Raw genomic sequence first — 21,652 nt, forward strand, 5'->3', positions numbered from 1 at the left:
CATACAAAAAACGAAGACGGACAAACTATCGTTAGCACTTGCTACCGATGTCATTCGATGCGTAAGTCGGCTCATGAGCCCGGCTCCCTATCTTACAACGCATAACCGAGCAGAAAGGACGATTCACATGAAAACGGCAATGATCGTCATCGTCGCCATGGCTTTGCTTGCCGGCTGCGGCAAGACTACCGGCAAGGGCGCTTCTTCCGGAACGCCCGCGCCAGACGGAAATGTTCGAGCGCAGCAAGCATCTCCCGAGCCGATCACCAAAGAAAACCGCCAAGCCGTAACCGAACGTTTGGAGAATCTTGTCAAAGGAATCCCTCACGTCAAAAATGCCACATGCGTCGTCGTCGGTCATACCGCCGTCGTTGGAATCGACGTGGATGGAAACATGGAACGCTCCAGAGTAGACACCATCAAATATTCGGCGGCCGAAGCTTTGCGCAAAGATCCTTACGGCGTGAATGCCTTCGTCACGGCGGATATGGACTTGGGCGACCGGCTGAGAGCCATCCGCGAGCAGATCAAGAACGGCCATCCTGTCGCCGGCTTCGCCGAAGAGCTAGGTAAAATAATCGGCCGCATCATTCCGCAGCTGCCGCGCGACATTTCACCGAAACAAGCGCCGCCTGCTCCCAAAAATGAAAATGAACAAAATTTCGAATCGACTAATTTGTAAATGGCCCCAAAAAGTCGTTTCTTTCGACAAGAGAAAAACATAAAAGCCCAGTACTGCATAAGCAGTACTAGGCTTTTTTTATCGCGTCAAATACTTGTCCGTCCAGCTTATCCGCTGCACGCTTGTCATAGGTTTTCACATATTCCGGATCAACGGAAACGCGCGCGCCGTAAAACATCGCTTCGCGGACCGCTGTAACGTTCACTTCGATGCACGCCAGCTTAAGCGGGACTTCCGCAAGCGTTTCGGCGATGATCGTCGTTTCCCCGTAAACCGCATTCAATGTACCGCCGCCAAAAAACGACAACGAAACGATCGGCGTCTTTTGGATGTTGGCGATAATACGCGAGCGTTGATCTATGGCAAACCGCAGTTTGCCGCCGTCGACCGGATAAATCCACGAAATCGCGCTCACGGTAGGAGAACCGTTATCCGCGTCTACGGTATTCAGCATAACGATCGTTTCCCTCTGCAGGATGGAGATCAGCTGCTCCGGCAAGGCTGTCAATGTTTCTGCCATGCATTCAGGCCCTCCTTCTAGTTTGATCATTTTCAGTATAGCATACTGCTTCCGTAAAATCACTCGGCGCCTCTGCGGTGTTCTTATGACGAATCCCGCATACTTGTATTGTATCGTAAACCTGGCCGATATATGTTCACGCGTATTTCGGATTCGACTCGATGTCCACCAGCAGCTGCCTGGAATGTTCCAGATCGAAGAGCTGCTTCTTGCTCTTTCCGTCCGCTTCGAATTGCACATGAACCATCGTAGCATCCTGTGCCGCGATTCGGAATGAAGTCAGCTTATGGTCTTCAGTCAGAATTTGCTCGAAAAAATCGAGCGTTTCCTTCGCTGCCTGATCATCCGGCCGAGCTTCCGAAACGATCTTGATCTGCAGCCAGTTGAATAAAGCGTCCTGTAAGGTCACCGTCATCATTCCTCTCTTAATAAAATCACCTGATAGCCGCTTTGCAGCCAAGCGATCATCGCCTTCAGCCATTCCAACTGAATCGGCGACCAGCCGGCGTCATTCCGATTCACCGCAGCGCCATCGCCTACCCCGGGGCATTGCTCCAGCCATTGCAAGCATTCGCGCGCGCTAGGCAGCCGGTCGAAAAAGGCTTGCGCGCAGTGGGAAAGCTCGAGCGGATCCCCATCGAATGCGATGTCGAGGCCGCCGTCTAACGGAATGAAAGCATCCTCCGTCCCGCATGCGTCTTCATCGTCGTCGCCAGGCAGCAAGTTGGCTTTGAAAAGCAAGAGAAGCCTTGCATGAACGGCGCTTAGCCGTTCCCGAAAAGCGTTCAACTCGAAAAGCGGAGCGCACAACAGCCGCTCCGCCCTCACTATTAGCTTGTCATCGTTCGTTACAGGCGTCAACCAGAAATTCGCCAAGCTGCGTCACCCCTGTTCCGCTTCACAGGCCGGTTATCGTTAAGCAAGCACTTCCTTATTGCTTCCGCTTTTGTCTGGCTTCCACCCAATAGCGGATACGGACGAGAAACATGAGACCGACGGCTACCGCCAAGCAAGGCACGATCGGCAATTGCAAGTCAACCTGGAACAGCAGCAGAACGAATGCGCCGACCGCAATGAGCAAATAAACGATCGCTTCCTTCAAAATCGGCAGTCTGCGTACCCGGAATACCTTGTTATACACGTAAACCAGGAAAATGTAGATCAGAATGTAGGTGATCCACGGATGCGTGACGAGCCATCCCGTAATTGTGCTCATTTTGAGAGAACCTCCTGCACACTTTGCGAAGCGAAGTGACTTCCAAAGGATATGCTGTACTTTGCAAAGCAATAAAGCCTTTGAAAGATCGGTATGTAGTTCAAAGGCGCGGACCGGGGCCTAAGCTCCAGCCTCACGCCTTCGAGGTATGCTTACGCGTTAGCTTCCGCCATTTTGCGGTGTTTCTCGGCGCGCTCGCGTTCGCTTTTATTCAAAATCTTTTTGCGCAAACGAATCGACTTCGGCGTAATTTCGCAATACTCGTCGTCGTTCAAATATTCAAGCGCTCCTTCAAGCGAGTAAAGACGAGGTGTTTTCATTTTGACCGTATCGTCTTTACCGGCGGAACGGATATTCGTCAGCTGCTTTTCTTTGCAAATGTTCACGATAATATCGTTGTCGCGAGTGTGCTCGCCGACGATCATGCCTTCATACACGTTCGCGCCCGGCTCCAGGAACAAAATGCCGCGATCCTCGATCGACAAAATGCCGTACAGGGTCGAAACGCCGGTATCGCTCGATACGAGCACGCCTTGATGGCGTCCGCCGACATTGTTGCCGGAGTACGGACCGTAGCTGTCGAACGCATGGTTCATGACGCCGTAGCCGCGGGTCAAGGTCAAGAAGTACGTACGGTACCCGATCAGGCCGCGAGCCGGAATCAGGAACTCCAGACGAACTTGACCCGAGTTGTTGACCATGTTGACCATTTCCGCTTTGCGCGTTCCCAGGCTTTCCATGACCGCTCCCATGCTTTCTTCTGGGACGTCGATGATCAAACGCTCGTACGGCTCCATCTTCTGGCCGTCGATTTCTTTAATGATAACTTCCGGCTTGGAAACTTGAAGCTCGAAGCCTTCGCGGCGCATATTCTCGATCAGGATGCCGAGGTGAAGCTCTCCGCGTCCGGCTACGATGAATGCGTCCGGGCTTTCGGTTTCATAGACGCGCAAGCTGACGTCCGTTTCCACTTCTTTGAACAAACGTTCGCGAAGCTTACGGGACGTTACCCATTTGCCTTCTTTACCTGCGAACGGGCTGTTGTTGACGAGGAACGTCATTTGCAGCGTCGGTTCGTCGATCTTAAGAACAGGCAGCGCTTCAGGATTGGCCGGATCGGCAATCGTTTCGCCGATGTTAATCTCTTTAATGCCCGCAATCGCGATGATATCGCCTGCGCCCGCTTGTTCCACTTCGACCCGCTTCAAGCCTTGGAAACCGAACAGCTTCTCGATGCGCGCTTGCTTGATGCCGCCTTCGCGCGTCATGACAGCTACGGGCTGTCCTTGACGGATTACGCCGCGGTTGACGCGGCCGATCGCGATGCGGCCCAAATATTCATTGTAGTCCATCAGCGTAACGAGGAATTGCAGAGGCTCGTCAACGCTTTCCGTCGGCGACGGGATTTGCTCGACGATGGTCTCGTACAGAGCTTCCATGTTGCTGTCCTGCTGCTCCGCGTTCAAGCTGGACGTACCTTGCAGACCCGATGCATATACGACGTTGAATTCAAGCTGCTCGTCGTTCGCTCCCAGCTCGATGAACAAATCCAGAACCTCGTCTACCACCTCTGCGGGACGAGCGTTCGGACGGTCGATTTTGTTAACGACGACGATCGGCTTCAGTCCGTGCTCAAGCGCCTTGCGCAGAACGAACTTCGTCTGCGGCATACAGCCTTCGAATGCGTCGACAACGAGCAATACGCCGTCGACCATTTTCATAATCCGCTCCACCTCGCCGCCAAAGTCGGCGTGACCCGGCGTGTCGACGATGTTTACCAAGTAGTCCTTGTAGTGAATGGCCGTGTTCTTGGCCAAGATCGTAATGCCCCGCTCCCGCTCCAAATCGTTGGAGTCCATCGCCCGCTCCTGAATCGCCTCGTGCTCCCGGAATACCCCGGACTGCTGAAGCAATTTGTCGACAAGCGTCGTTTTCCCATGGTCAACGTGGGCAATAATCGCAATATTCCGTATCTTCTCGCGTGAATGCATGCTTCAAACCCTTTCGCTCACAAAATAAGCGCCGGACGAAAGCGCCGACGCTAACTAATCACCTTATTATAACCGGATTGCATGATCCGCGCAAGAAGCAGCTGCTGGGAATCCGGCCGCTAAAGCGAAAAATGTCTTCTTTTGGCTTTCATTCACACTTCAAAACCGCGAAGCGTTTTATGAAAACAACATATATGTTATTACATTTATGCGTTTCAAGGTCCCCGTACCTTATTTCGCCTTGACTACCTCCGCTTTCGCCAGCCTCCACTCTTGGCCGGACCACTTCCATACGGAATAGGCGTAGGCAATCGTATCGGCATTTGCGACCCCGGTGATACGCTGAACTCCGGAAAGCTCGCAGACGCCGTCTTTATCGATAACGACAGGCTTAAGCTCGCTAAAGGCATTCACGCTCACTTCAACGGGCTTAACCAGCCTGCCGTTTTTGTACACGCCCGCTTCATCGTATATCTTTTTTCGGTCCCTTAAATCGATGGTATACGTCTTGCCTGTCTCCGGTACCGTGATTTTCGCTTTATACCCGTTCTGAAGCGAGCCGGTAATCGCAAGCGGACTGGGAAGCGGCATCTTTACCGGCTTATTGTCCTTGGCCGAAAACAAGTAATAGTCGGACGTCCCCCCGCTTCCTCCGGTCGAAGCCGAAACGAGCATATCCGCGGCTTTGTCGCCGTTCACATCGCAGAAGGCCAGCTGCGGCGCGTATCCGCCCTCCGATTGAAACAGCAGGTAAGATTGATTGGCCGGATCGTCGACCGCCACGTACAGATGATCGAAATACGGACTATCGGCCTCCAGCTTGTGTCCGAGGAGCAGCACCGAATCCGGCTTCCCGTCACCGGTCACGTCAGCAACCGACCGCTGAATTTCCTGGAGAGACAATGGCGTGTGCCGATGCGTCCCCTTGGGTGAAGGCGGAGGGTCGATAGCGGAATGAGGCGCGTAAACGGCGGAGCTGACGGTCAAAACGGTTGCCGCGGCTTCGTCCGAATTTAGCAAGGAAGCCCCTGCAGCAGGCGCGCCAAGCCAAGCGAATACCGCAAAAGAGCATGCGGCGGCTAAAACGATACGCATGTCCATTTCCTCCTTTTATCCAAACCTTTCCTAACCTTCTTTACTCTGCCCAAACGAGAAAATATTCATGCGAACGAGCTGCAAAAAAGCCCGATCCGGCTAATCGTTTGCCGGTCGGGCTGCTGCGGAAGCCAGTCTATTATGTAGTTCCCGTTCGTGCGTTACAGCCCCATGTTATCGAGAACGTTCTTCAGCCGGCCCGGATAATCCGTAATGATGCCGGAAACGCCGTATTCCGCAGCTTTGCGAAGCTGGTCTTCGGCATTGATCGTCCACGGGTATACTTGCAAGCCTTGCGAAACCGCATCTCGTACGTCTTCTTGATTCAAGCTGAAGAAATGCGGATGCAGAGAATAGACCGGAACCCCGAGCAGGCTCGCCAGCGCCGCATGCCGGACAGGCGTGAAGCTGTAAAGCAAGCCGATCTGCACCTCCGGCTCAAGCAGCTTCAGGAATGCAAGGCATTTATGATCGAAGGACGATACGACTACGCTGGATAAGCGTCCCGTACGGCGAAGAAGCTCAGCCAGCGCATGCTCCGTACGGCGGCCGTAAGACCCTTTTATTTCAACATTAATGACGATGCTCGGAGGGACAAGCTCAAACACCTGCTCCAGCGTAGGAATGCGTTCGCCCGCATATTTCTCGTGAAACCAGCTACCTGCGTCAGCCGTCTGAATTTCAGCCAAAGTCAGTTCGCTAATGGCTCCCGTACGATCCGTCGTCCGGTCGAGCGTCGTATCGTGACAGACGACAATATGCCCGTCCTTGGATAGATGAACGTCCAGCTCGATGGCATGGCAGCCCTGCTCCAAACCGAGCTTGAATGCTCCCAGAGTATTTTCGGGCGCTTCTCCGGATGCTCCTCTGTGCGCGATAATCAGTGGTCGAATTGCTGTCATTTCCTCTTCTCTCCCATTCCGAATGAAATATGTCGCTTATTGCTTTAGGCTAGTACGCGTTTGGGATTAGCTACCACAGCTCCACCGATCCGACGGACACCGCAAGAGCGCCGGCGCGAAGCGATTCGTCGATCTCCTCCTGGTTGTCGACAAGTCCGCCTGCAATGATCGGAAGCGGCGTCATGTTCGTCATTTCGCGGATAATGCGCGGCATAATCCCGGGCATGACTTCAATCGCGTCTGGAATGCTGCTTTCAACCGACTTTATGCCTCGGGCAACCGCGCTTCGGTCAATCAGAAAAATACGTTGGATCGCCATCAGATTCATTTCTCTGGCAAACCGGATCAGGTTGCTCTTGGTCGAAATGATGCCCGTCGGTTTTACGTGCTGAGCCACATACGCAACGCCGCTACGATCCGCCGCAATGCCCTCGACAAATTCCATATGAATAAATACATGTTTTCCCGCTGCTTTCACGCGATCGACCAGCTGCTTCAGATTGAAGATCGAGCCGGTCAGCAGGAAGACGACATTGACGCGGCCCGCGATTGCGCGATCCAGATCTTCTTCCTTTTGCACGGCTGCGATTGTCTGGTAGTCCACCATATCGACGATTTTGTACAATGCGTCTGCCCCCTTCTTTCACAGCTTCAGTATATCATCTTTCATGGGCGCAGGAACCAAAAAACGCTACAGCGACAATAGCGATTCGATGCTGGGGACGACATGCGCCGGCTTATCGGGGGAGCATGCCGCCATATCCTGAGTGCTGACGCCGGTAAGCACAAGGACGGATTGCATGCCCCCGTCGTTCCCCATCCGAATGTCCGTTTCAAGACGGTCGCCAACGGCGTAACAATCGGCAGCATCGATCCCCAGCTGCTTGACCGCCGTTTGTGCGGCGATCAAAGACGGCTTGCCGACAACCATGTCGATAGGCTTGCCGGTAGCTGCCTCCAATGCGGCTATGATCGTTCCCGTATCGGGAAGCTGGCCGTTCTCCACCGGGCAAGTAAAATCCGGATTGGACGCTACGATAAAGGCGCCCCGCATCGCCGCCTGATAAAGCAAATTCAGCTTTTGGTACGTAAACTCGCGATCCCAGGACAAGATGAGGTAATCGGCCTCTTCGCTGTTTTCCGTTAACGGAACGCCGTGCTCCTTGAGCTCGTCGATAATCGGCTGCTCGCCTATGACGTAAGCTTTTTGCCCCGCTTGCATCCTGTCGCTTAAATATTTCGCCACAAGCATAGAAGAATTAAGCACATCGGAGAGCTGCGCGGGGATGCCCATATCGGCCAGTTTCTTCACATAAGACGAACGGGAAGCAATCGGTTTATTCGTTAAAAACACGACCCTATCCCCGCGGTCCCGCAGCGCACGGATCGTTTCGGCCGCGCCGGCGATCATCTTGTCGCCCAAATACACGGTTCCGTCCAAATCGAAGACGAATCCTCTCGTCATGTTGTCCTCCCCATTGATCAGCGGCCGTTTTGTTTTCGTACAGCAAAAAAAGCCATGAAAACGGTAAACATGCCTTCGGCTAGCTTCGCTAGGAAGAACATGGTTACGGTTTCAGGGCTTCTCCATATACTCGAACCTGACCGCTTATGTTGTTACCCAAAATATACATGCGCGTTTAGCCCGTGTCAACCCCATTTTCAAGCAAGTATGCAATACGGGCCTGCTGGACGGACATAAAAAGCCCCCCATATTCGAACCTCCTTTATAGAGTTCAAACACGAAAGGAATTGGCCTATGAAAAAATGGACTGCGATTGTTACTGCAATGGCCGCTGTATCGCTATTGGTATACGGATTTACTTTTTTTGGGGGAAATCGGGCATCCGCCACCTCGGCGTCGGCCGCGGGCACCATCGCATCAATCGACACGGCAAAGCATCAAATCGTACTAACGGAATCGGACGGCAATCATACGTATCCCCTCTCCAAAACCGTCTGGATTTATCGGAATGAGCAGAAAGCGGCACTTGCCGACGTAAAGACCGGCGATCAGGCGAAGCTCGTTTTCAACTCCAGACAGCAAGCGGCCTATGTGATGGTTTCCTCGGCGGATTTTGCCGCAGCCTCGCCGCCAAGCGAAGCGCCGGCCCCGTCAAGCCCCGCCGGCCAGACGCCTTCCGCCGCACCGAGCGCGACTCCCGAGCCGATGCCTTCCGCCGTACCGCCGGCTCCTCAGCCGCCTACCGCATCGCCGGCTGCTTCAGCCGATTCGATTACCGATGCTCTTGAGAAACTGGAGATCAGCTTAAGCGGACCGAACCATAAAGTAAAGCTCAAACAGGAAGGAAATGACGGCAAAACGAAAGCCGAAGTCGAGATCGAGCAAAAGGACGACGGCGATATTCATTTAAAAGGCGTTCAAGCCGAGCAATTCATCAGGCAGCTGCTCGCCGCCGTTCATTACCGTACGGATATGGATAAAAACGAGCTTGCTCTGGCTATCGCAAAAACGTTAAACCTCGAGTTTACCAAAAGCGACGTCAAGATGGAGATTAAGCATGGCTATTTGAAAAATGAAAGCCATGGTTATGACAAAAACAAGGATAATGGCAATGGCAAAGATAATGGCAATGACAAAGGCAAGGACAAAGCAATGAACAAAGATAAAGATAAAGATAAAAGCAAAGATAAAGATAAAGGCAAAGATAAAGATAAAGAACGGGCCAACAACGACAACGATCGTGACGATTAAGTTCCTCCAAAAAAGCGGGGCATTCCCGGCCATCGGCCTTGAATGCCCCGCTTTTATTATCCCTAGTCGTTTTTCTCTTCCTTTTTGCCCTTTCCTTTCCCCTTCTCCTTCTCCTTCGATTTTCCTTGTCCGTTATCTTTCCCTTGATCGCCGTTCCCGTTTGGCTTGTTAGCATTGCCTGTGACTTGACTCGCAGGCGGAAGCTGAAAAGCCGCGACCGGCACTCCTTCCAAAGCCTTCGTCATCATATCGCGAAAGATGACTGCAGGATACGCGCCGCCCGATGTCGTCAAGAAATGGTTCTGATCCGTCTGATCGTAGCCCAACCATACGGCTGCAACCAGCTCCGGTGTAAACCCGACGAACCACGCATCCTTGACTCCGTTTTTGCCGGCGAACAAAGGGGTGTCGGGGAGCTGCGTCGTACCGGTTTTACCGGCTGCCGGGCGAGCGAGCGCCGCATTCGCGCCTGTTCCTCTGCCGACGACATCCTGCAGCATAGCTGTCATCACTCTGGCGTTCGCTGCCGACATTACCTGGACAGGTTTCGCATCGGCTTCGATGAGCGGAAGACCGTCCTTGGTCGTAATGCGGGCGATCGCGTGCGCCTTGTTCATTTTCCCGTCATTCGGAAATATGCTGTACGCCTGCGCCATTTGCAGAGGCGCGACACCTTCCTGCAAGCCGCCTAATGCGATGCCGAGCGTTCTGTCTTCCTTGGTAAGCGGAATGTCCAATTTTTTTACGAAGTCGATGCCCTTATCGATTCCGATTTCATTCAAGAGCCAGACGGCCGGAATGTTCCATGAGCTCAAAATCGCTTCGTACATGGAAACCTCGCCTCTTGTGGAATGGTCCCAATCTTGCGGCCGGTAGCCGTTAATATCGAGTTGACCGTCATAGAGCCTGGAAGCAGGCGTGTACCCGTTCTCCAGTGCGGGCGCGTATACGACCAGCGGCTTGAACGTCGAACCGGGCTGTCTTTTCAACTGGCTGGCATGGTTGAAACCGCGAAATACGTGGTCTCCCCGATTTCCGACCATACCGCGAATCCCTCCTGTCGCAGGATCCAACACGACGGCGCCGCTCTGAATCAGCTGATCGTCCGTGCTTTTGGGAAAAGAGGCGTCGTTGCTGTACACCTCTTCCATCGCGTTCTGCACCTTCGGATCGAGCTGCGTATACAGCTGGAGTCCGCCGGTCAGCAGCTGCTCTTCCGTAAACCCGTACAGCTTAACCGCTTCCTCTATGACATAATCCACATAGGAAGCGTGCTTGCCGCGCGTTTGGTCCTCCGCCTTTTTGAGCACGAGCGGGGCGCTGACCGATTTCGCATACTCCTCTTCGCTAATGTATTGCTCCTCTTTCATCAGCGCGAGCACGAGGTTTCTTCGCTCAAGCGCCTTCTCCTTATTTTGGATAGGCGAATAACGCGTGGGCGCTTTCGGCAAACCCGCCAGCAGCGCCGACTCGGGGAGAGAGAGCTCCCGGACGTCTTTGCCGAAATACAGGCGGGCCGCCTCTTGTACGCCCCAGCGTCCTTCCCCGAAATAAATCTGATTCAAATACAGCTCCAAAATATGATCTTTGGACAAGGACGAATCGATTTTGACCGCCATCGCGGCTTCCTTCAGCTTTCGCGCCATGGTCTGCTCCGAGGTAAGAAACAGGTTTTTGGCCAGCTGCTGCGTAATCGTGCTGCCGCCCTGCACCACTTCCCCCGATTTCGCATTCGTGGTTAGCGCCCGTGCGATGGATCTTATATCTACGCCGTCATGCTCGTAAAACCGCCGGTCCTCCACCGCAATAACCGCTTGGCGCAGCTGGACGGGAATATCCTGCAGCGGTACCGGATCGATTTTGGAAGACGAGAGCTGGGTGATCGCGCTGCCGTTCCGGTCGTATATCGTCGTCGGTTCGGGCAGCGGATCGTTCAGCCTCTCGATATCCATCCGGCCGATCCATACCGCGACTGCGGCGATCGTCCCTGCCGTAACAACTATCAAAACAATGCCGATTTTAAGCCATAACGCTTTTCGTCTGCTCATGCTGTACCCCTCGTTCTATCTGCTTCTAAGGGGACGGATTCCGCTCAACAGAGAGCGAGAACGCCGCCGCCTTCCATATGTATTCGTAAACCGTCGACAAAAAGAGACCGCCCCCCGCAAAGCCTTATCAGGCTTGCGAAAGGACGGTCTCTAGGAAAACCGGCTACCAGGAGCGCGGTCTGCGTGCGGCAACGAGCGCCACGCCTGCTATGATGAGTACGGCGGCGACGATGTAGATGCCTGCCGTCATCAGGAACATGATGCTGAACAGAACGACGGAAACGAGCGCGATGATCATGGCTGCGACCGCGACGCCGCGTGACGTATTGCGGTCGAACAAATGCAGCTCGTACAAACCTACGGCGACGCCGAAGACGAATCCCGGCCACAAATATTTCATGCTGCTCCAGCCGAACAAGTTGCAATAGAAGAACATTAGCGAATAGGTGACCAGTATGCCTCCCGGCACGAGAACCCCGGAAGGAAGCACCCGACCGAAGTAAAGCATATGCAGCGCAATCCCCGGAACCAGAATGAACAGGGGCCAAACGAGACTGCCCAGAAAGCTGAAAACGCCAAGTTTGCCCAGCAGCAAAACGACGGCGACGCCAATCAACAAAAGCCCGATGGAATATTGGTTTTTTGCCATGACTTTCCCCCCGGATAGACAGAATACGACACGGTTTATGATTATAGTGTAGCTGAAAATGCATAAAAAAACCAGCGGTCGGCGACCGCCGGTTAATAAACCGTTAAGACCAGCGTGAATCAAGCGTTATAGCGTGCAGATGAAAATGCTACCAGCAGCCGTCGACCGCCGGCCCATAAGCCAAGAAGTCCAGCGTAAATCAACGTCTTAGCGTGCAGATGAAAATGCTGAGTAGCGGTCGGCGACAGCCGGCCCATGAGCCGCGAAGACCAGCGTAAATTAACGTCTTAGCGTGCAGATGAAAATGCTGAGCAGCGGTCGGCGACCGACCGCCTATGAGCCGTGAAGACCAGAGTAAAACTTGCGTTTTAGCGGCGCTTCCGGTTTTTGGCGGCCAGCAGCCGGCTCATGCCGTCGGTTCCCGCCTCGCCGGGACCGGCTTGTGCGGGCTTCGCGGCGCTCCCGCCGGGCGGGGCTTGGCCGCCCGGCGTCACGCCGGCCTGCGACGCGGCGGCTGGGCGCTCCTGGCCGCCCGGCGCAGCGGCGGCTGCATCGCGAGGCTGCGCGCGTGGCGCGGCGGCGTCCGGCCCGCCCGGCGGCGCGTCTTCGCGGCGCAAGAGCGGGCTCGCGCGCCGCACGCGCTGCCGCAGGCGGGCGTAAGCCGCCTCCGCAGCCGGCCCGCGCTGCTCATGCCCGGCCCGGAGGGCGGGCATGAGCAGCGCCAAGGGCCGGCGCAGGAGCTGCGCCGCGCGCGCCCAGCCGAGCGACAGCCGGCGCACGGCGACGTCGGCGAGCCAGAGCAGCAGCGCCGCGATGAGCAGCGGCCTGCTCAGCTCGTGCGGCCGCGTGCGCGGCTTGAAGTCCGCGGCGAACACGTCGCCGGGGCGGTCAAGCGACAGCAGCCGGCCGCCGGTGAGCTCCGCCAGCTTGCGCAGCTTCTCGCTGCCGTCCACCGGCGATAGGCGGTATTCGGGCGAATATGGGACGACGATTCCGCTCGTTACGCTGCCGAGCAGCTTGGCCCCGTCCGGGCCGGCATTCGCATTGGCGCTTGTTCCACCGCTGCTGCCGTCTGCCTCCGTCCCGGACGACGGGCCATATAGGTCGATTTTGGTCACATAAACGCCGGGCTTCACGACCGGCAGCTTCGCTTCGTATTCGCCTGGAGCGATAGGTGTAAAAAGCGCCTCTTGCTTGCCGAGGCTATCATCCGTCACTACCGCGCGCAGCTCTCCTTGAAAATCGGTATCCGCCGTTTTCGCCCGAAGGGTGACCGTGTTTTCGCTCAGCTCGCTGGACAGTTCGACCGGTGACGCTTGAAACTGCGGAAACGTCCATTTGATCACCCGGCTTAGCATATCCGGAAATCCGCTCCACGTTATCCATTCTCCCGACCACTTGCCTGTCACATCGCTCGTCCATGCCGCGCTTTTGCCCGCTCCATACTGCCATCTGGCAAGCAAAGGATCCGGCTCGGGGCTGATCAGCACCGATTCTGCGGTTTCCTTCGCCGTCGTTGCGATATAGCCGCCGATCGCCGGGACGCCGCCCGCAAACAGGGACGACCAATCCTCGCCCTGCGCGAACGCCGGGACGAACGGCTGGTCCACGATGTACGTCCGCGATATCAGCACCGCTTCACGGCTGAAAATGGCGGGAACCGTGCTTTGGTCGTCCGTAAAGTAGTAGCGGCCCTTCGCCAGCAGAGCGATACGTTCCAGCAGCGCCTGATCCGCATCTTGGCCGATCGCCACGCTGGACAAGCTAATATTGTCCTTCACCATATCGGCTGCGAGCGCCTCGTAGCTGCCGCCGGAAGAAGACTGGCCATCCGTCAGCAAAATGATATGCTTACGCTGAGCGGATACTTTCGTTAGCTTCTCGTAAGCTTCTTTTACAGCCCCGTATACTTCCGTTCCGCCGTCCGCCCGGATCGCGTTGATGCCGTCTACCGCTTTTTTCTTATCCGTCAGCTTCTGCGGCTCGACGACCCACCACGGCGAGCCGTCAAAAGCAAGAACGCCGAGCGTATCCTTGTCCCTCAGCAAATCGACGGTACGAGTCGCCGCTTCTTGCGCCAGCTCCATTTTTCCGCCCGACATACTGCCGGATTTGTCGATAACGAGCATAATCGCAAGAGACGGAATTTCCCGCTTGCCGCGTAAATCCATGTACACCGGGAGCGCCTTCTCGACAGGCGTCTGGAAATAGCCGCCCAACCCGAAGCTGTTCTCCCCTCCAAGCATGACGAGACCGATTCCGTAATCGCGCACCGCCTGTTCGATCATTTGCATTTGGACCTGCGACATTCGCGCCCCCGAAACGTCATTCAAGACGATACTTTCGTATGCCGCGTAGTCGGCCAGTTCCTTCGGAAGCAGCTCGGGAGGAATGAGCTCATAAGGCATCAGACCGGCATCAAGCGCTCCGGTTACGTTCTTGGAGGAGCCTTGATCTCCTTCGACGACAAGCACCTTGGGAGGTCCGTTTACCCGGCTGAACGCATATCCGGCATTATTGGCCGCCTGTTCGTCGCCTTCCATATACAGCTCCGCACGGTATCTATGCAAGCCGGCATCCTTCGCGACGCTCTGCACGACAAACCGGTTCAAGCCTTGTTCAAGCGCAACCCGCTGCAACGTGACTTCCCGGTTGTCTTCGTATATTCGCAGTTCGCCTTCTCCAGCGGCGCTGCTTCTTATCGCCACTTCGATACTGTACTTTTCGGCTTGATACAGCTTTTCGGGCACTTTTACCGACTCGACCGCCGCATCGCGCTTCGTTTTTGCCGGGATCGGCAGCACGTCGACAGGAACCCCTTTATCGCGTAGCAGTCTTGCCTGCCTCGCCATATCGCCAACGTTCTCCATACCGTCGGACAACAGGACGATCCTATCGACAATGCCGCCTTCCTCCGTCATGCCTGTCGCCAATTGCAATCCTGACGCGATGTTCGAAAATGCACGATTGACACTCCCGGTAAACTGAAACTGTCTTAAATCGCGATCGTCCGTTTGACGCTCGACGACAGCTTCCAGTCCGGAAGAGACGACGCCGATTCTGTCTTGCGGCTTCTTGGCGGCGCCGGCTTCCTGCATCCATTTCTCATAGGCATCGGGAGCCGGCATGCTGTCCGACCGGTCCGCTACGAATACAACCGTCTGCCCGGTCGTTGACGTTACGCTTTGAATACCAGCCAGCGCCAATATCAAGATTAGCAGTATGAGCGTACGGAGCGTTACCGCTATCGTCTTGCGCATTCCGGACAACCGATCCGTGCGCAGCCAGAGCCAAAAAGCGAAGCCGCAAAGCGGTGCCAGCAATAGAAGCACCCAAGGTTCGTTAAATCGTATGCCCACGCCGGTACACCCCCCACTCCAGCAGAACGGCGGCAATCGCGAGCACGATTATCCAACGAAGTAAATGATAAGGCATTCGCCCATCCGTTTGACTATTGCCGGCCTGAGCGACGTCTTCCTTCGCCGCCTGTCCATTCCGCCCCTCTTGACCTGTTATTCCGGTTACGGCGTTTGTCGTACCTGTTCTCCCGATAATCGTATCAAGCTGCGGCCGCAGCGCCACATTCATTTCCCGCGCATCCATCGCGACGGTCAGCAGTCTTGCCTGAACCGTAGCTCCTTCGCTGTCGCGTTCGACAAAGCGATATACGCCGGGAACAGAAGGGACCGTCTGTACGGAGGAGACGATGGTTCCTTGCCTATCCGCTTGCAGCTCACCCGTTGCTTTGGCGCTATCTGAGGGATATACGGGCTGCCAAATAGCGCTGACCGTTTTGGCCGAAAGGGCTGCTTCCAGCTTATCCCCGGCAATAGCCGACCCCAAGCCGGTTGACGACGATTCCGTCAGCCACTCCACCGCATTCTGCACCAAAACCGGAAATTCGCTGCGTAGCGGCAAATCCGACTCATGAAGGTCGAAAGCGAAAAGAAGCCTCTTTTTGCCGTTATCTTCTCCGGCATAGACGACCGGCGTGTCGCCTAGCCTGGCCACCGGCTCTCCCCACGTTACCTCTTGCGGCTTCCACAGCCGCGCGATGTGCGCATCCTGAAGCTTTATAAATTTCATGACCGGATGCGAGGTTACCGTCATTTCCCTAGCCGGCTTACTCTCCGTCCCGCCGACGCCCGGCAGATTTCCGATATACCAGACCGGTTTGCCTGCAAGACGCTTCTCCCAGGCGGCATCCATCGAACCGCTTTGAACGTTGTCCAAAACGATCAGATCGGCTTCGAGTTCCGTAGGGACAAAAGTGTTTCCGTTCAACTGCGGTTTAATGACGGATACGCCCGCCAAGCCCAGCGCCTTTTCCAGAAACAGATTGCCTTTGGATAATATGATAGCATTTTTCTCCCGAGCGCCCATTAGTAGGGCATACGCTTCGTTATCCTCCGCGAACGCATCGTTTGTTTCGAGCCGAACCCGGTAATCCCCGCTTTCGGGCAGCCCTTGCCAGAACAACGATCTTTGTTCGCCAGCTTGAAACGACTCGCGCTTAACCGAAGCAAGGCGATCGCCGGCATATAGGGAGATGTCGAAAGCTTCCGGGCGATCGCTCCAGTTTTTCACGGTAGCGACAGCCGACACGGCGCCTGACTTGCCTCCGTCCGGCGACACGCCGAATCGAATGACGCTAACATTGCCGCCCGCTTCGCCGCCGATTTGCATAACGGAGACGGGAACGTTAAACGAAACGGCTCCGGCGGAAGCTTCCGCCCACTGTCCGTCCGTCAATAAGCGTACCTCCATGCGCGGATCGTCGCGCGTCAGCGACGAAGCTAAGGAAAGTGCCTCGTGATAAGCCGTAATGCCATAGGTTGGCGCAAGCTTTTCGACCGCTTCATTCAAAGCTTCCCGGGAAGCTTCGCGTGAAAGCAGCAGCTCCGGCTCTCTGCCCGCCGCGATCAGCGTAATCCGGCTGCCTTTCGCTTCCTTATCCGCCCACTCGAGCAGCTGCCGCTTGGCTTCGTCAAGCCGGGTCGGTGCAGTCGGCGAATCGCCGCCTGCTCTACCCGAAGCAGAATGTACCTTCGCCAGCATGCTGGCCGAAGTATCGACTATAACGACCACTTGCTCGCTTGCCCCTTGCTTCTGCCAAATGAACGGCTGCATGATAGCCAAAACTAACAGTGCAGCGGCCAGAAGCTGGATGTACAGCAGAAGCCGGTTGCGCAGCTTTTGCCACGGCCGGTTCGCTTCCATTTCCTTAAGCACGCGGTTCCAGAGCAGATGGCTCGATACCGGCGTGTCGATGTACGTTCGTTTCAACAAATACAATGCTGCTATGGCAGGCAGCGCAAGCGCGAACCAGAGCCCGCTCATCCATTCCACCCGCATCCGCGTCATGCCCCTTCCCGCCGAGGATCTCGGCCTTCTTTTATCGAAGCAGCCCGCTCCTCCTGAACCCGTGTACAACCGTATCGACTAGCGGCGTTCCGGAGAGCACGAGCTCGTAGGCGATGCCGCGTTCCCGGCAAAAACGTTTAAGCGCATGCGTATGCTGCTTTACGGTTTCGCGATAGACATCAAGCACCTTGCGGGATATGGCAACTTCCTTAGCCGTGCCCGTTTCGCTGTCCAATAAGCGCAAATCCCCTGCAAGCATCGGATTCCATTCTTCCTCCGACAACACCTGCACCGCGACTACTTCTTGCTTGGCGGCGATAAGGGTTTTGAGCGTATCTTCCACCCCATCCTCGAACAAAAAGTCCGAAAAAATCCACGTCATGCCAGGCTGCCTCGGCAGTACCGAAGGATGGGTCAGCGCTTTGCGCATATCGCCTTGGCGTTCCGGTTGCGCCTGCCGCAAATAATCGAACAACCTGCTTGCCGCGCCTTTGCCCCGCAGCAGCGGCAGCCGCGACATAACGGATGCGCCGAATATGCTGACATCCGCGCTGTCGTACCCGCATAATGCGGCATAACCGACAGCCCCGGCCAATTGTCGCGCATGCCAAAATTTGTTAGAAACGTTTTCATTCGCGGTAAAAGCCATCGAAGCGGACGCATCGATCATTAGGTGCACCTGCATCTCCTGCTCGTCGGTAAACAGTTTAATGAACGGCTTTCCCGTCCGACCGTAGGCATGCCAATCCAAACGGCGTATGTCGTCTCCGGGAGCGTACAAACGGTAATCGGCAAACTCCAGCGAGCTTCCGAGCTCGCGCGACCGTCTTCGGCCTTGCATCGTTCCGCGTATGCGGCTTCTGCCCGCAATTGCGCATCTCTCCAGCTTGCGCAGTACATCTTCCGGTACGAGCGTCAGCACGGACGAGTCGCTCATCGGCTTGCCCCCGACACGGCAATCACGTCGCGGATAATATCATCGGTCGTAACGCCTGACGCTTGTCCTTCGAAATTAAGAAATATCCGGTGGCGAAGCGCCGGGAGCGCGACTTGCTCGATGTCATTGCGCGAAACGTGAACCCGGCCCGAGAATAGCGCGCGCGTTTTGGCAACGGACACGATCGCTTGAATGCCGCGCGGACCCGAGCCGAAGCGGACGTACCGCCGAACGGTCTCCGTCGCTTCCGCCTCGTGGGGATGCGTCATAAGCAGCAGCTTGACCGCATAATCAAGCACGTCGTCCGCAACCAGCACCTCTTTGATGCCCTGCTGAATGTCCATCAGCCGGACGCCGTCCGCGGCTTTGTCCGCCGTCGGATGCGCCTGCGACGTCGTGCGCTGCACGATCGTTTTCAGCTCCTCGCGCGTCGGATACGTCACATGAATTTTTAGCAAAAACCGATCCAGCTGAGCCTCCGGCAGCGGGTACGTACCTTCGTTCTCCAGCGGGTTTTGCGTAGCCAGCACGAAGAAAGGAGCCGGAAGCACATGCGTTTCCGAGCCGACCGTGACCGTTCTTTCCTGCATGGCCTCGAGCAGCGCGCTTTGCGTCTTAGGGGTCGCCCGGTTGATTTCGTCCGCCAGCACCAAGTTACCGAACAGCGGACCGGCTTGAAATTGATAAGACGTCTCGCCGCGAACTCCGAATTGAATGATGTTCGTCCCGGTAATGTCCGTCGGCATAAGATCGGGCGTAAACTGGATTCGCGAAAAACGCAAATCGAGCGTGTCCGCGATCGTGCGGACAAGCATCGTTTTGCCAAGGCCGGGGATGCCTTCGAGCAGGGCGTGTCCCCCCGTAAAGATGCACCAAAGCATCTGCTCCACCGCTTCCTGCTGCCCGACGATCACCCGGCCGATCTGCTCCTTCACGGCGCGTATCGTTTCCGCCCATTCCGCGAGCTGTTCTTTTGTCTCGATCATCCCGTTCCCCCCATCCCTTCTAGAAACCTGTTTCTTTCCCTCACGGAATCGCATGTTACGATGCGTATTTACTAGCGGATTCGCTCATTACGAGCGGATGTCATATTCGGCAAGCCGGCTCGGCGCATGTTTCAATGGAATCGCCCGAAGTCATACGATCGCTAGACGACGTCAAAGGCTTCTAATTGCCCGTTTTATTGAAAATGTTGGGTTTAGACGACGGCAAAAGCTCTTATTCTGCTGGAATTCGGCTGAAACCACATGATCTCGACAGTTAGACGACGTCAGAGACTTCTAATTTCTCGTTTTTCGAAAAATACCGGATTTTAGACGACGGTAAAGGCTCTAATTTTGCGAGGATTCGCACCCTACCTGTTATATTCGGCATTTGAGTTTTTCTCATCTGAGTTTTATTGTCAGGCGTGCTAAACGCTCCCATATCCATCCTAACGATCCGGTTGTATTTCCGTAAAATAGGAACGAACCAGGTTTTGCACGCTTTGCGGCAGTTCCGACCGATCAAGCGAACGGGTCGCCTCAGTCGCATACTCCGAATACACTTCCTCGTATGGACGCGACTCGCCTTCCTGAGCAGGCATCGGTACGCCCTGCTCCGTTTCGCCGCCTTGACCGTTAAGCGGGCCTCCGTCCAGCGTCGGCGTACCGCCGCCGGCCGACGTTCGCGGCGTGCTTACAAGGCTGCGAGAGCCGCTTCCCGCTCCCGCGCCGCTGCCGCCCGCTCCTGCGCCGCTGCCGCCCGCTCCTGCGCCGCTGCCGCTCGCTCCCGCGCCGCTGCCGCCCGCTCCTGCGCCGCTGCCGCCCGCTCCCGCGCCGCTGCCGCCCGCTCCCGCGCCGCTGCCGCCCGCTCCTGCGCCGCTGCCGCCCGCTCCTGCGCCGCTGCCGCCCGCTCCAGCGCCGCTGCCGCTCGCTCCTGCGCCGCTGCCGCCCGCCGCCGCAGTCGCAGCAGCGGCGCCGCTCGCCCAAGCGGGCGGCGGCGCTGCGCCTTGCGCGGCAAGCTGCTGCGCCATCGGCAGCCCGGCTTGCGCGAGCGCGGCTGCCGCTTGCTGCGCGGCACCCGCCAGCGCTTCGCTCTGCTGCCGGGCGCTCATCGCTGCGGCAGCCGCTTCCGCAAGCCGCCGCTGCGTGTCGGCGCTGAGCAAGCCGGCTTTAAGCTCGCCGGCCGCCTTTTCGAGCGCCTCACGCAGCTTAGCCGCGGCCTCCGCATCGGCTGCCGGTGCGGCTTGCGCCAGCTTCGCCAGCTGGGCGGCAAGCGCTTCCCGCCGTGCCGCATTCATACCGGCAAGCTCCTGGTTCATGGCGGCAATCGCGCCTGCCAGATCGCTTTCCCGGCGTTCCTGAAGCGCCTTGCCGAGACCGCCTAAACCGTCTGTTTTTTGCAGCTCTTTAGCGAGCTGCTCGGCTTTGACCGATTCCTTTTGCTGACGCTCCGCAACCTGCTGCAGCTTTTCAATCGTTTTCGCCATGTCGGAAAGCGCGGCTTCGGCCGAATTGCTTGCACCAAGCTTTCTCTCCAGCTCCTGCAGCGCCTCTTCCAACGATTTGGACGCGGCGCCTAGCTCGTTCGGCTTTCGTATCGCCTCAAGCATCGCTTCCGCCTGCTTTTCCTGCTGAGCGACCCATTTAAGCTGTTCCTGCTTTTGGCCGACAACCTCGTCCATTTGATTCGGCAGCAAAAGTAGGATTAGAAGCGCAATCGCAAAGCCGCCGCTTGCCCAAACGGAACGCCTATCCCAACCGAAGCGAATCCGCTCCGTCATATGCTTCAGAAAGTACCGGCCGTATTGAAGCGCATCCTCTCTCTGAAGGACCGCCACCGGCGACGAATCCTTGGCAAACGAAAGCGCCGTCCCGATCCTTTCGTCGAGTCCTCCGCCATCCATCACGCGGGCGGCATCCCGTACGTTCGGCTTGCGATACAGGCCGTAAGCCGTGAGAGCCGCAATGCCGGACGCAGGCCATACGAAAGCAAGGTAACGATAAAAAGCAATAGGGACAAACAAGCCAACTGCCGCCCACAAACAAGCTAGAGCGAAACCGACTGCCAGTCCGTACCCCAGCAATCTGACGATTCGCTGGAGCCATATTCGATTTCGGACCTGCTTTACGATTTCATCCAGTTGTTCGTTCATCGCTGTATCCCCCTGCCTATTTCCCAAAAATGGAGTTCATTCTTTTTTGTGCCATGCAATAGCATGGAATCGCCGGCTGCCCGTCTAACGATTATTCCGCATTAAGGCAGCAGCCGTCCCGCGGCTTTATTTCCGGTCGTGAAACTCTCTTTCATGCTCTTCCTTAGCATTCGCGCCGTACTGCCGGCCCCGCAGGCTAAGGGCCGTAATCGAACCTAAAATCCAGGCAACCGATGCAAAGAGCAAAAACTCGCGATCGCCCAGTTGGCTCATCAGACAGATGATAAAAAGAATGAAAAACAGTCCCATTGCGACCTCTAATACCCGCCGCAGCAATACCGGAACGACAAATAGAACGATTAACGCAACAATCCCCAGAACCTTCCCCTCCCGAAC

19 protein-coding genes are annotated in these 21,652 nt (G+C 56.1%); 2 read left to right on the forward strand and 17 right to left on the reverse strand.

What is annotated here, in order from left to right; translation table 11 throughout:
• Positions 1-127: 127 nt before the first annotated feature.
• Positions 128-682 carry a YhcN/YlaJ family sporulation lipoprotein gene (locus ACKGJP_RS23805; protein ID WP_409341281.1) on the forward strand — a complete coding sequence of 185 codons (555 nt, stop codon included), beginning with the start codon at positions 128-130 and terminating at the stop codon, positions 680-682.
• Positions 683-749: 67 nt separating this feature from the next.
• Here the strand turns inward: ACKGJP_RS23805 and ACKGJP_RS23810 are convergent, their stop codons facing one another.
• The 9 genes from ACKGJP_RS23810 to ACKGJP_RS23850 form a co-directional block, all read right to left on the reverse strand.
• Positions 750-1,202, reverse strand: coding sequence for a pyridoxamine 5'-phosphate oxidase family protein (locus ACKGJP_RS23810; RefSeq protein WP_409341282.1), 453 nt, complete (start codon positions 1,200-1,202; stop codon positions 750-752).
• 136 nt (positions 1,203-1,338) lie between these two features.
• Complete coding sequence (locus ACKGJP_RS23815) at positions 1,339-1,611, reverse strand: hypothetical protein (RefSeq protein WP_409341283.1); 273 nt, start codon at positions 1,609-1,611, stop codon at positions 1,339-1,341.
• Positions 1,612-1,616: 5 nt separating this feature from the next.
• Complete coding sequence (locus ACKGJP_RS23820) at positions 1,617-2,078, reverse strand: hypothetical protein (protein ID WP_409341284.1); 462 nt, start codon at positions 2,076-2,078, stop codon at positions 1,617-1,619.
• A 55-nt stretch (positions 2,079-2,133) separates the two neighbouring features.
• The gene (locus tag ACKGJP_RS23825; protein ID WP_409341285.1) at positions 2,134-2,418 is read right to left on the reverse strand and encodes a YlaH-like family protein; all 285 of its coding nucleotides are present in this window, start codon (positions 2,416-2,418) and stop codon (positions 2,134-2,136) included.
• A gap of 152 nt (positions 2,419-2,570) precedes the next feature.
• Entirely contained in the window at positions 2,571-4,409 is a 1,839-nt protein-coding gene (typA, locus tag ACKGJP_RS23830; protein ID WP_409341286.1) for a translational GTPase TypA, read from the reverse strand.
• Between the two features lie 231 nt (positions 4,410-4,640).
• Positions 4,641-5,504: a hypothetical protein gene (locus ACKGJP_RS23835; protein ID WP_409341287.1), complete on the reverse strand. Its 864-nt coding sequence runs from the start codon at positions 5,502-5,504 to the stop codon at positions 4,641-4,643.
• Between the two features lie 161 nt (positions 5,505-5,665).
• Positions 5,666-6,406 (reverse strand): glycerophosphodiester phosphodiesterase, encoded by a 741-nt coding sequence (locus ACKGJP_RS23840; RefSeq protein ID WP_409341288.1) that lies wholly within the window; start codon positions 6,404-6,406, stop codon positions 5,666-5,668.
• 70 nt (positions 6,407-6,476) lie between these two features.
• Positions 6,477-7,031, reverse strand: coding sequence for a glycerol-3-phosphate responsive antiterminator (locus ACKGJP_RS23845; protein WP_409341289.1), 555 nt, complete (start codon positions 7,029-7,031; stop codon positions 6,477-6,479).
• Positions 7,032-7,097: 66 nt separating this feature from the next.
• The gene (locus ACKGJP_RS23850; protein WP_409341290.1) at positions 7,098-7,871 is read right to left on the reverse strand and encodes an HAD-IIA family hydrolase; all 774 of its coding nucleotides are present in this window, start codon (positions 7,869-7,871) and stop codon (positions 7,098-7,100) included.
• 294 nt (positions 7,872-8,165) lie between these two features.
• Between ACKGJP_RS23850 and ACKGJP_RS23855 the strand changes: the two genes are divergently transcribed.
• Entirely contained in the window at positions 8,166-9,122 is a 957-nt protein-coding gene (locus ACKGJP_RS23855) for a hypothetical protein (RefSeq protein WP_409341291.1), read from the forward strand.
• Positions 9,123-9,184: 62 nt separating this feature from the next.
• Here the strand turns inward: ACKGJP_RS23855 and ACKGJP_RS23860 are convergent, their stop codons facing one another.
• From ACKGJP_RS23860 to ACKGJP_RS23895, 8 genes are all read right to left on the reverse strand, one after another.
• Positions 9,185-11,170 (reverse strand): transglycosylase domain-containing protein, encoded by a 1,986-nt coding sequence (locus ACKGJP_RS23860; RefSeq protein ID WP_409341292.1) that lies wholly within the window; start codon positions 11,168-11,170, stop codon positions 9,185-9,187.
• 163 nt (positions 11,171-11,333) lie between these two features.
• A complete protein-coding gene (locus tag ACKGJP_RS23865) occupies positions 11,334-11,819 on the reverse strand; it encodes a hypothetical protein (RefSeq protein WP_409341293.1) in 486 nt (161 codons plus the stop codon).
• A 368-nt stretch (positions 11,820-12,187) separates the two neighbouring features.
• Complete coding sequence (locus ACKGJP_RS23870; protein ID WP_409341294.1) at positions 12,188-15,178, reverse strand: VWA domain-containing protein; 2,991 nt, start codon at positions 15,176-15,178, stop codon at positions 12,188-12,190.
• Positions 15,162-17,183 (reverse strand): vWA domain-containing protein, encoded by a 2,022-nt coding sequence (locus ACKGJP_RS23875; protein ID WP_409341295.1) that lies wholly within the window; start codon positions 17,181-17,183, stop codon positions 15,162-15,164. Before ACKGJP_RS23875 ends, ACKGJP_RS23870 begins: the two co-directional genes overlap by 17 nt.
• Positions 17,184-17,214: 31 nt before the next feature.
• Complete coding sequence (locus ACKGJP_RS23880) at positions 17,215-18,120, reverse strand: DUF58 domain-containing protein (RefSeq protein WP_409341296.1); 906 nt, start codon at positions 18,118-18,120, stop codon at positions 17,215-17,217.
• A complete protein-coding gene (locus ACKGJP_RS23885) occupies positions 18,117-19,106 on the reverse strand; it encodes an AAA family ATPase (RefSeq protein WP_409341297.1) in 990 nt (329 codons plus the stop codon). The genes ACKGJP_RS23880 and ACKGJP_RS23885 overlap by 4 nt, the downstream gene beginning before the upstream one ends.
• Positions 19,107-19,552: 446 nt before the next feature.
• Positions 19,553-21,256, reverse strand: a complete 1,704-nt coding sequence (locus ACKGJP_RS23890; RefSeq protein WP_409341298.1) for a hypothetical protein — start codon at positions 21,254-21,256, stop codon at positions 19,553-19,555.
• A gap of 126 nt (positions 21,257-21,382) precedes the next feature.
• Entirely contained in the window at positions 21,383-21,565 is a 183-nt protein-coding gene (locus tag ACKGJP_RS23895) for a hypothetical protein (protein ID WP_409341299.1), read from the reverse strand.
• Between the last annotated feature and the right edge of the window lie 87 nt (positions 21,566-21,652).

The organism is Paenibacillus litoralis (genome assembly GCF_046244365.1).
Classification (GTDB): Bacteria; Bacillota; Bacilli; order Paenibacillales; family NBRC-103111; genus Paenibacillus_V.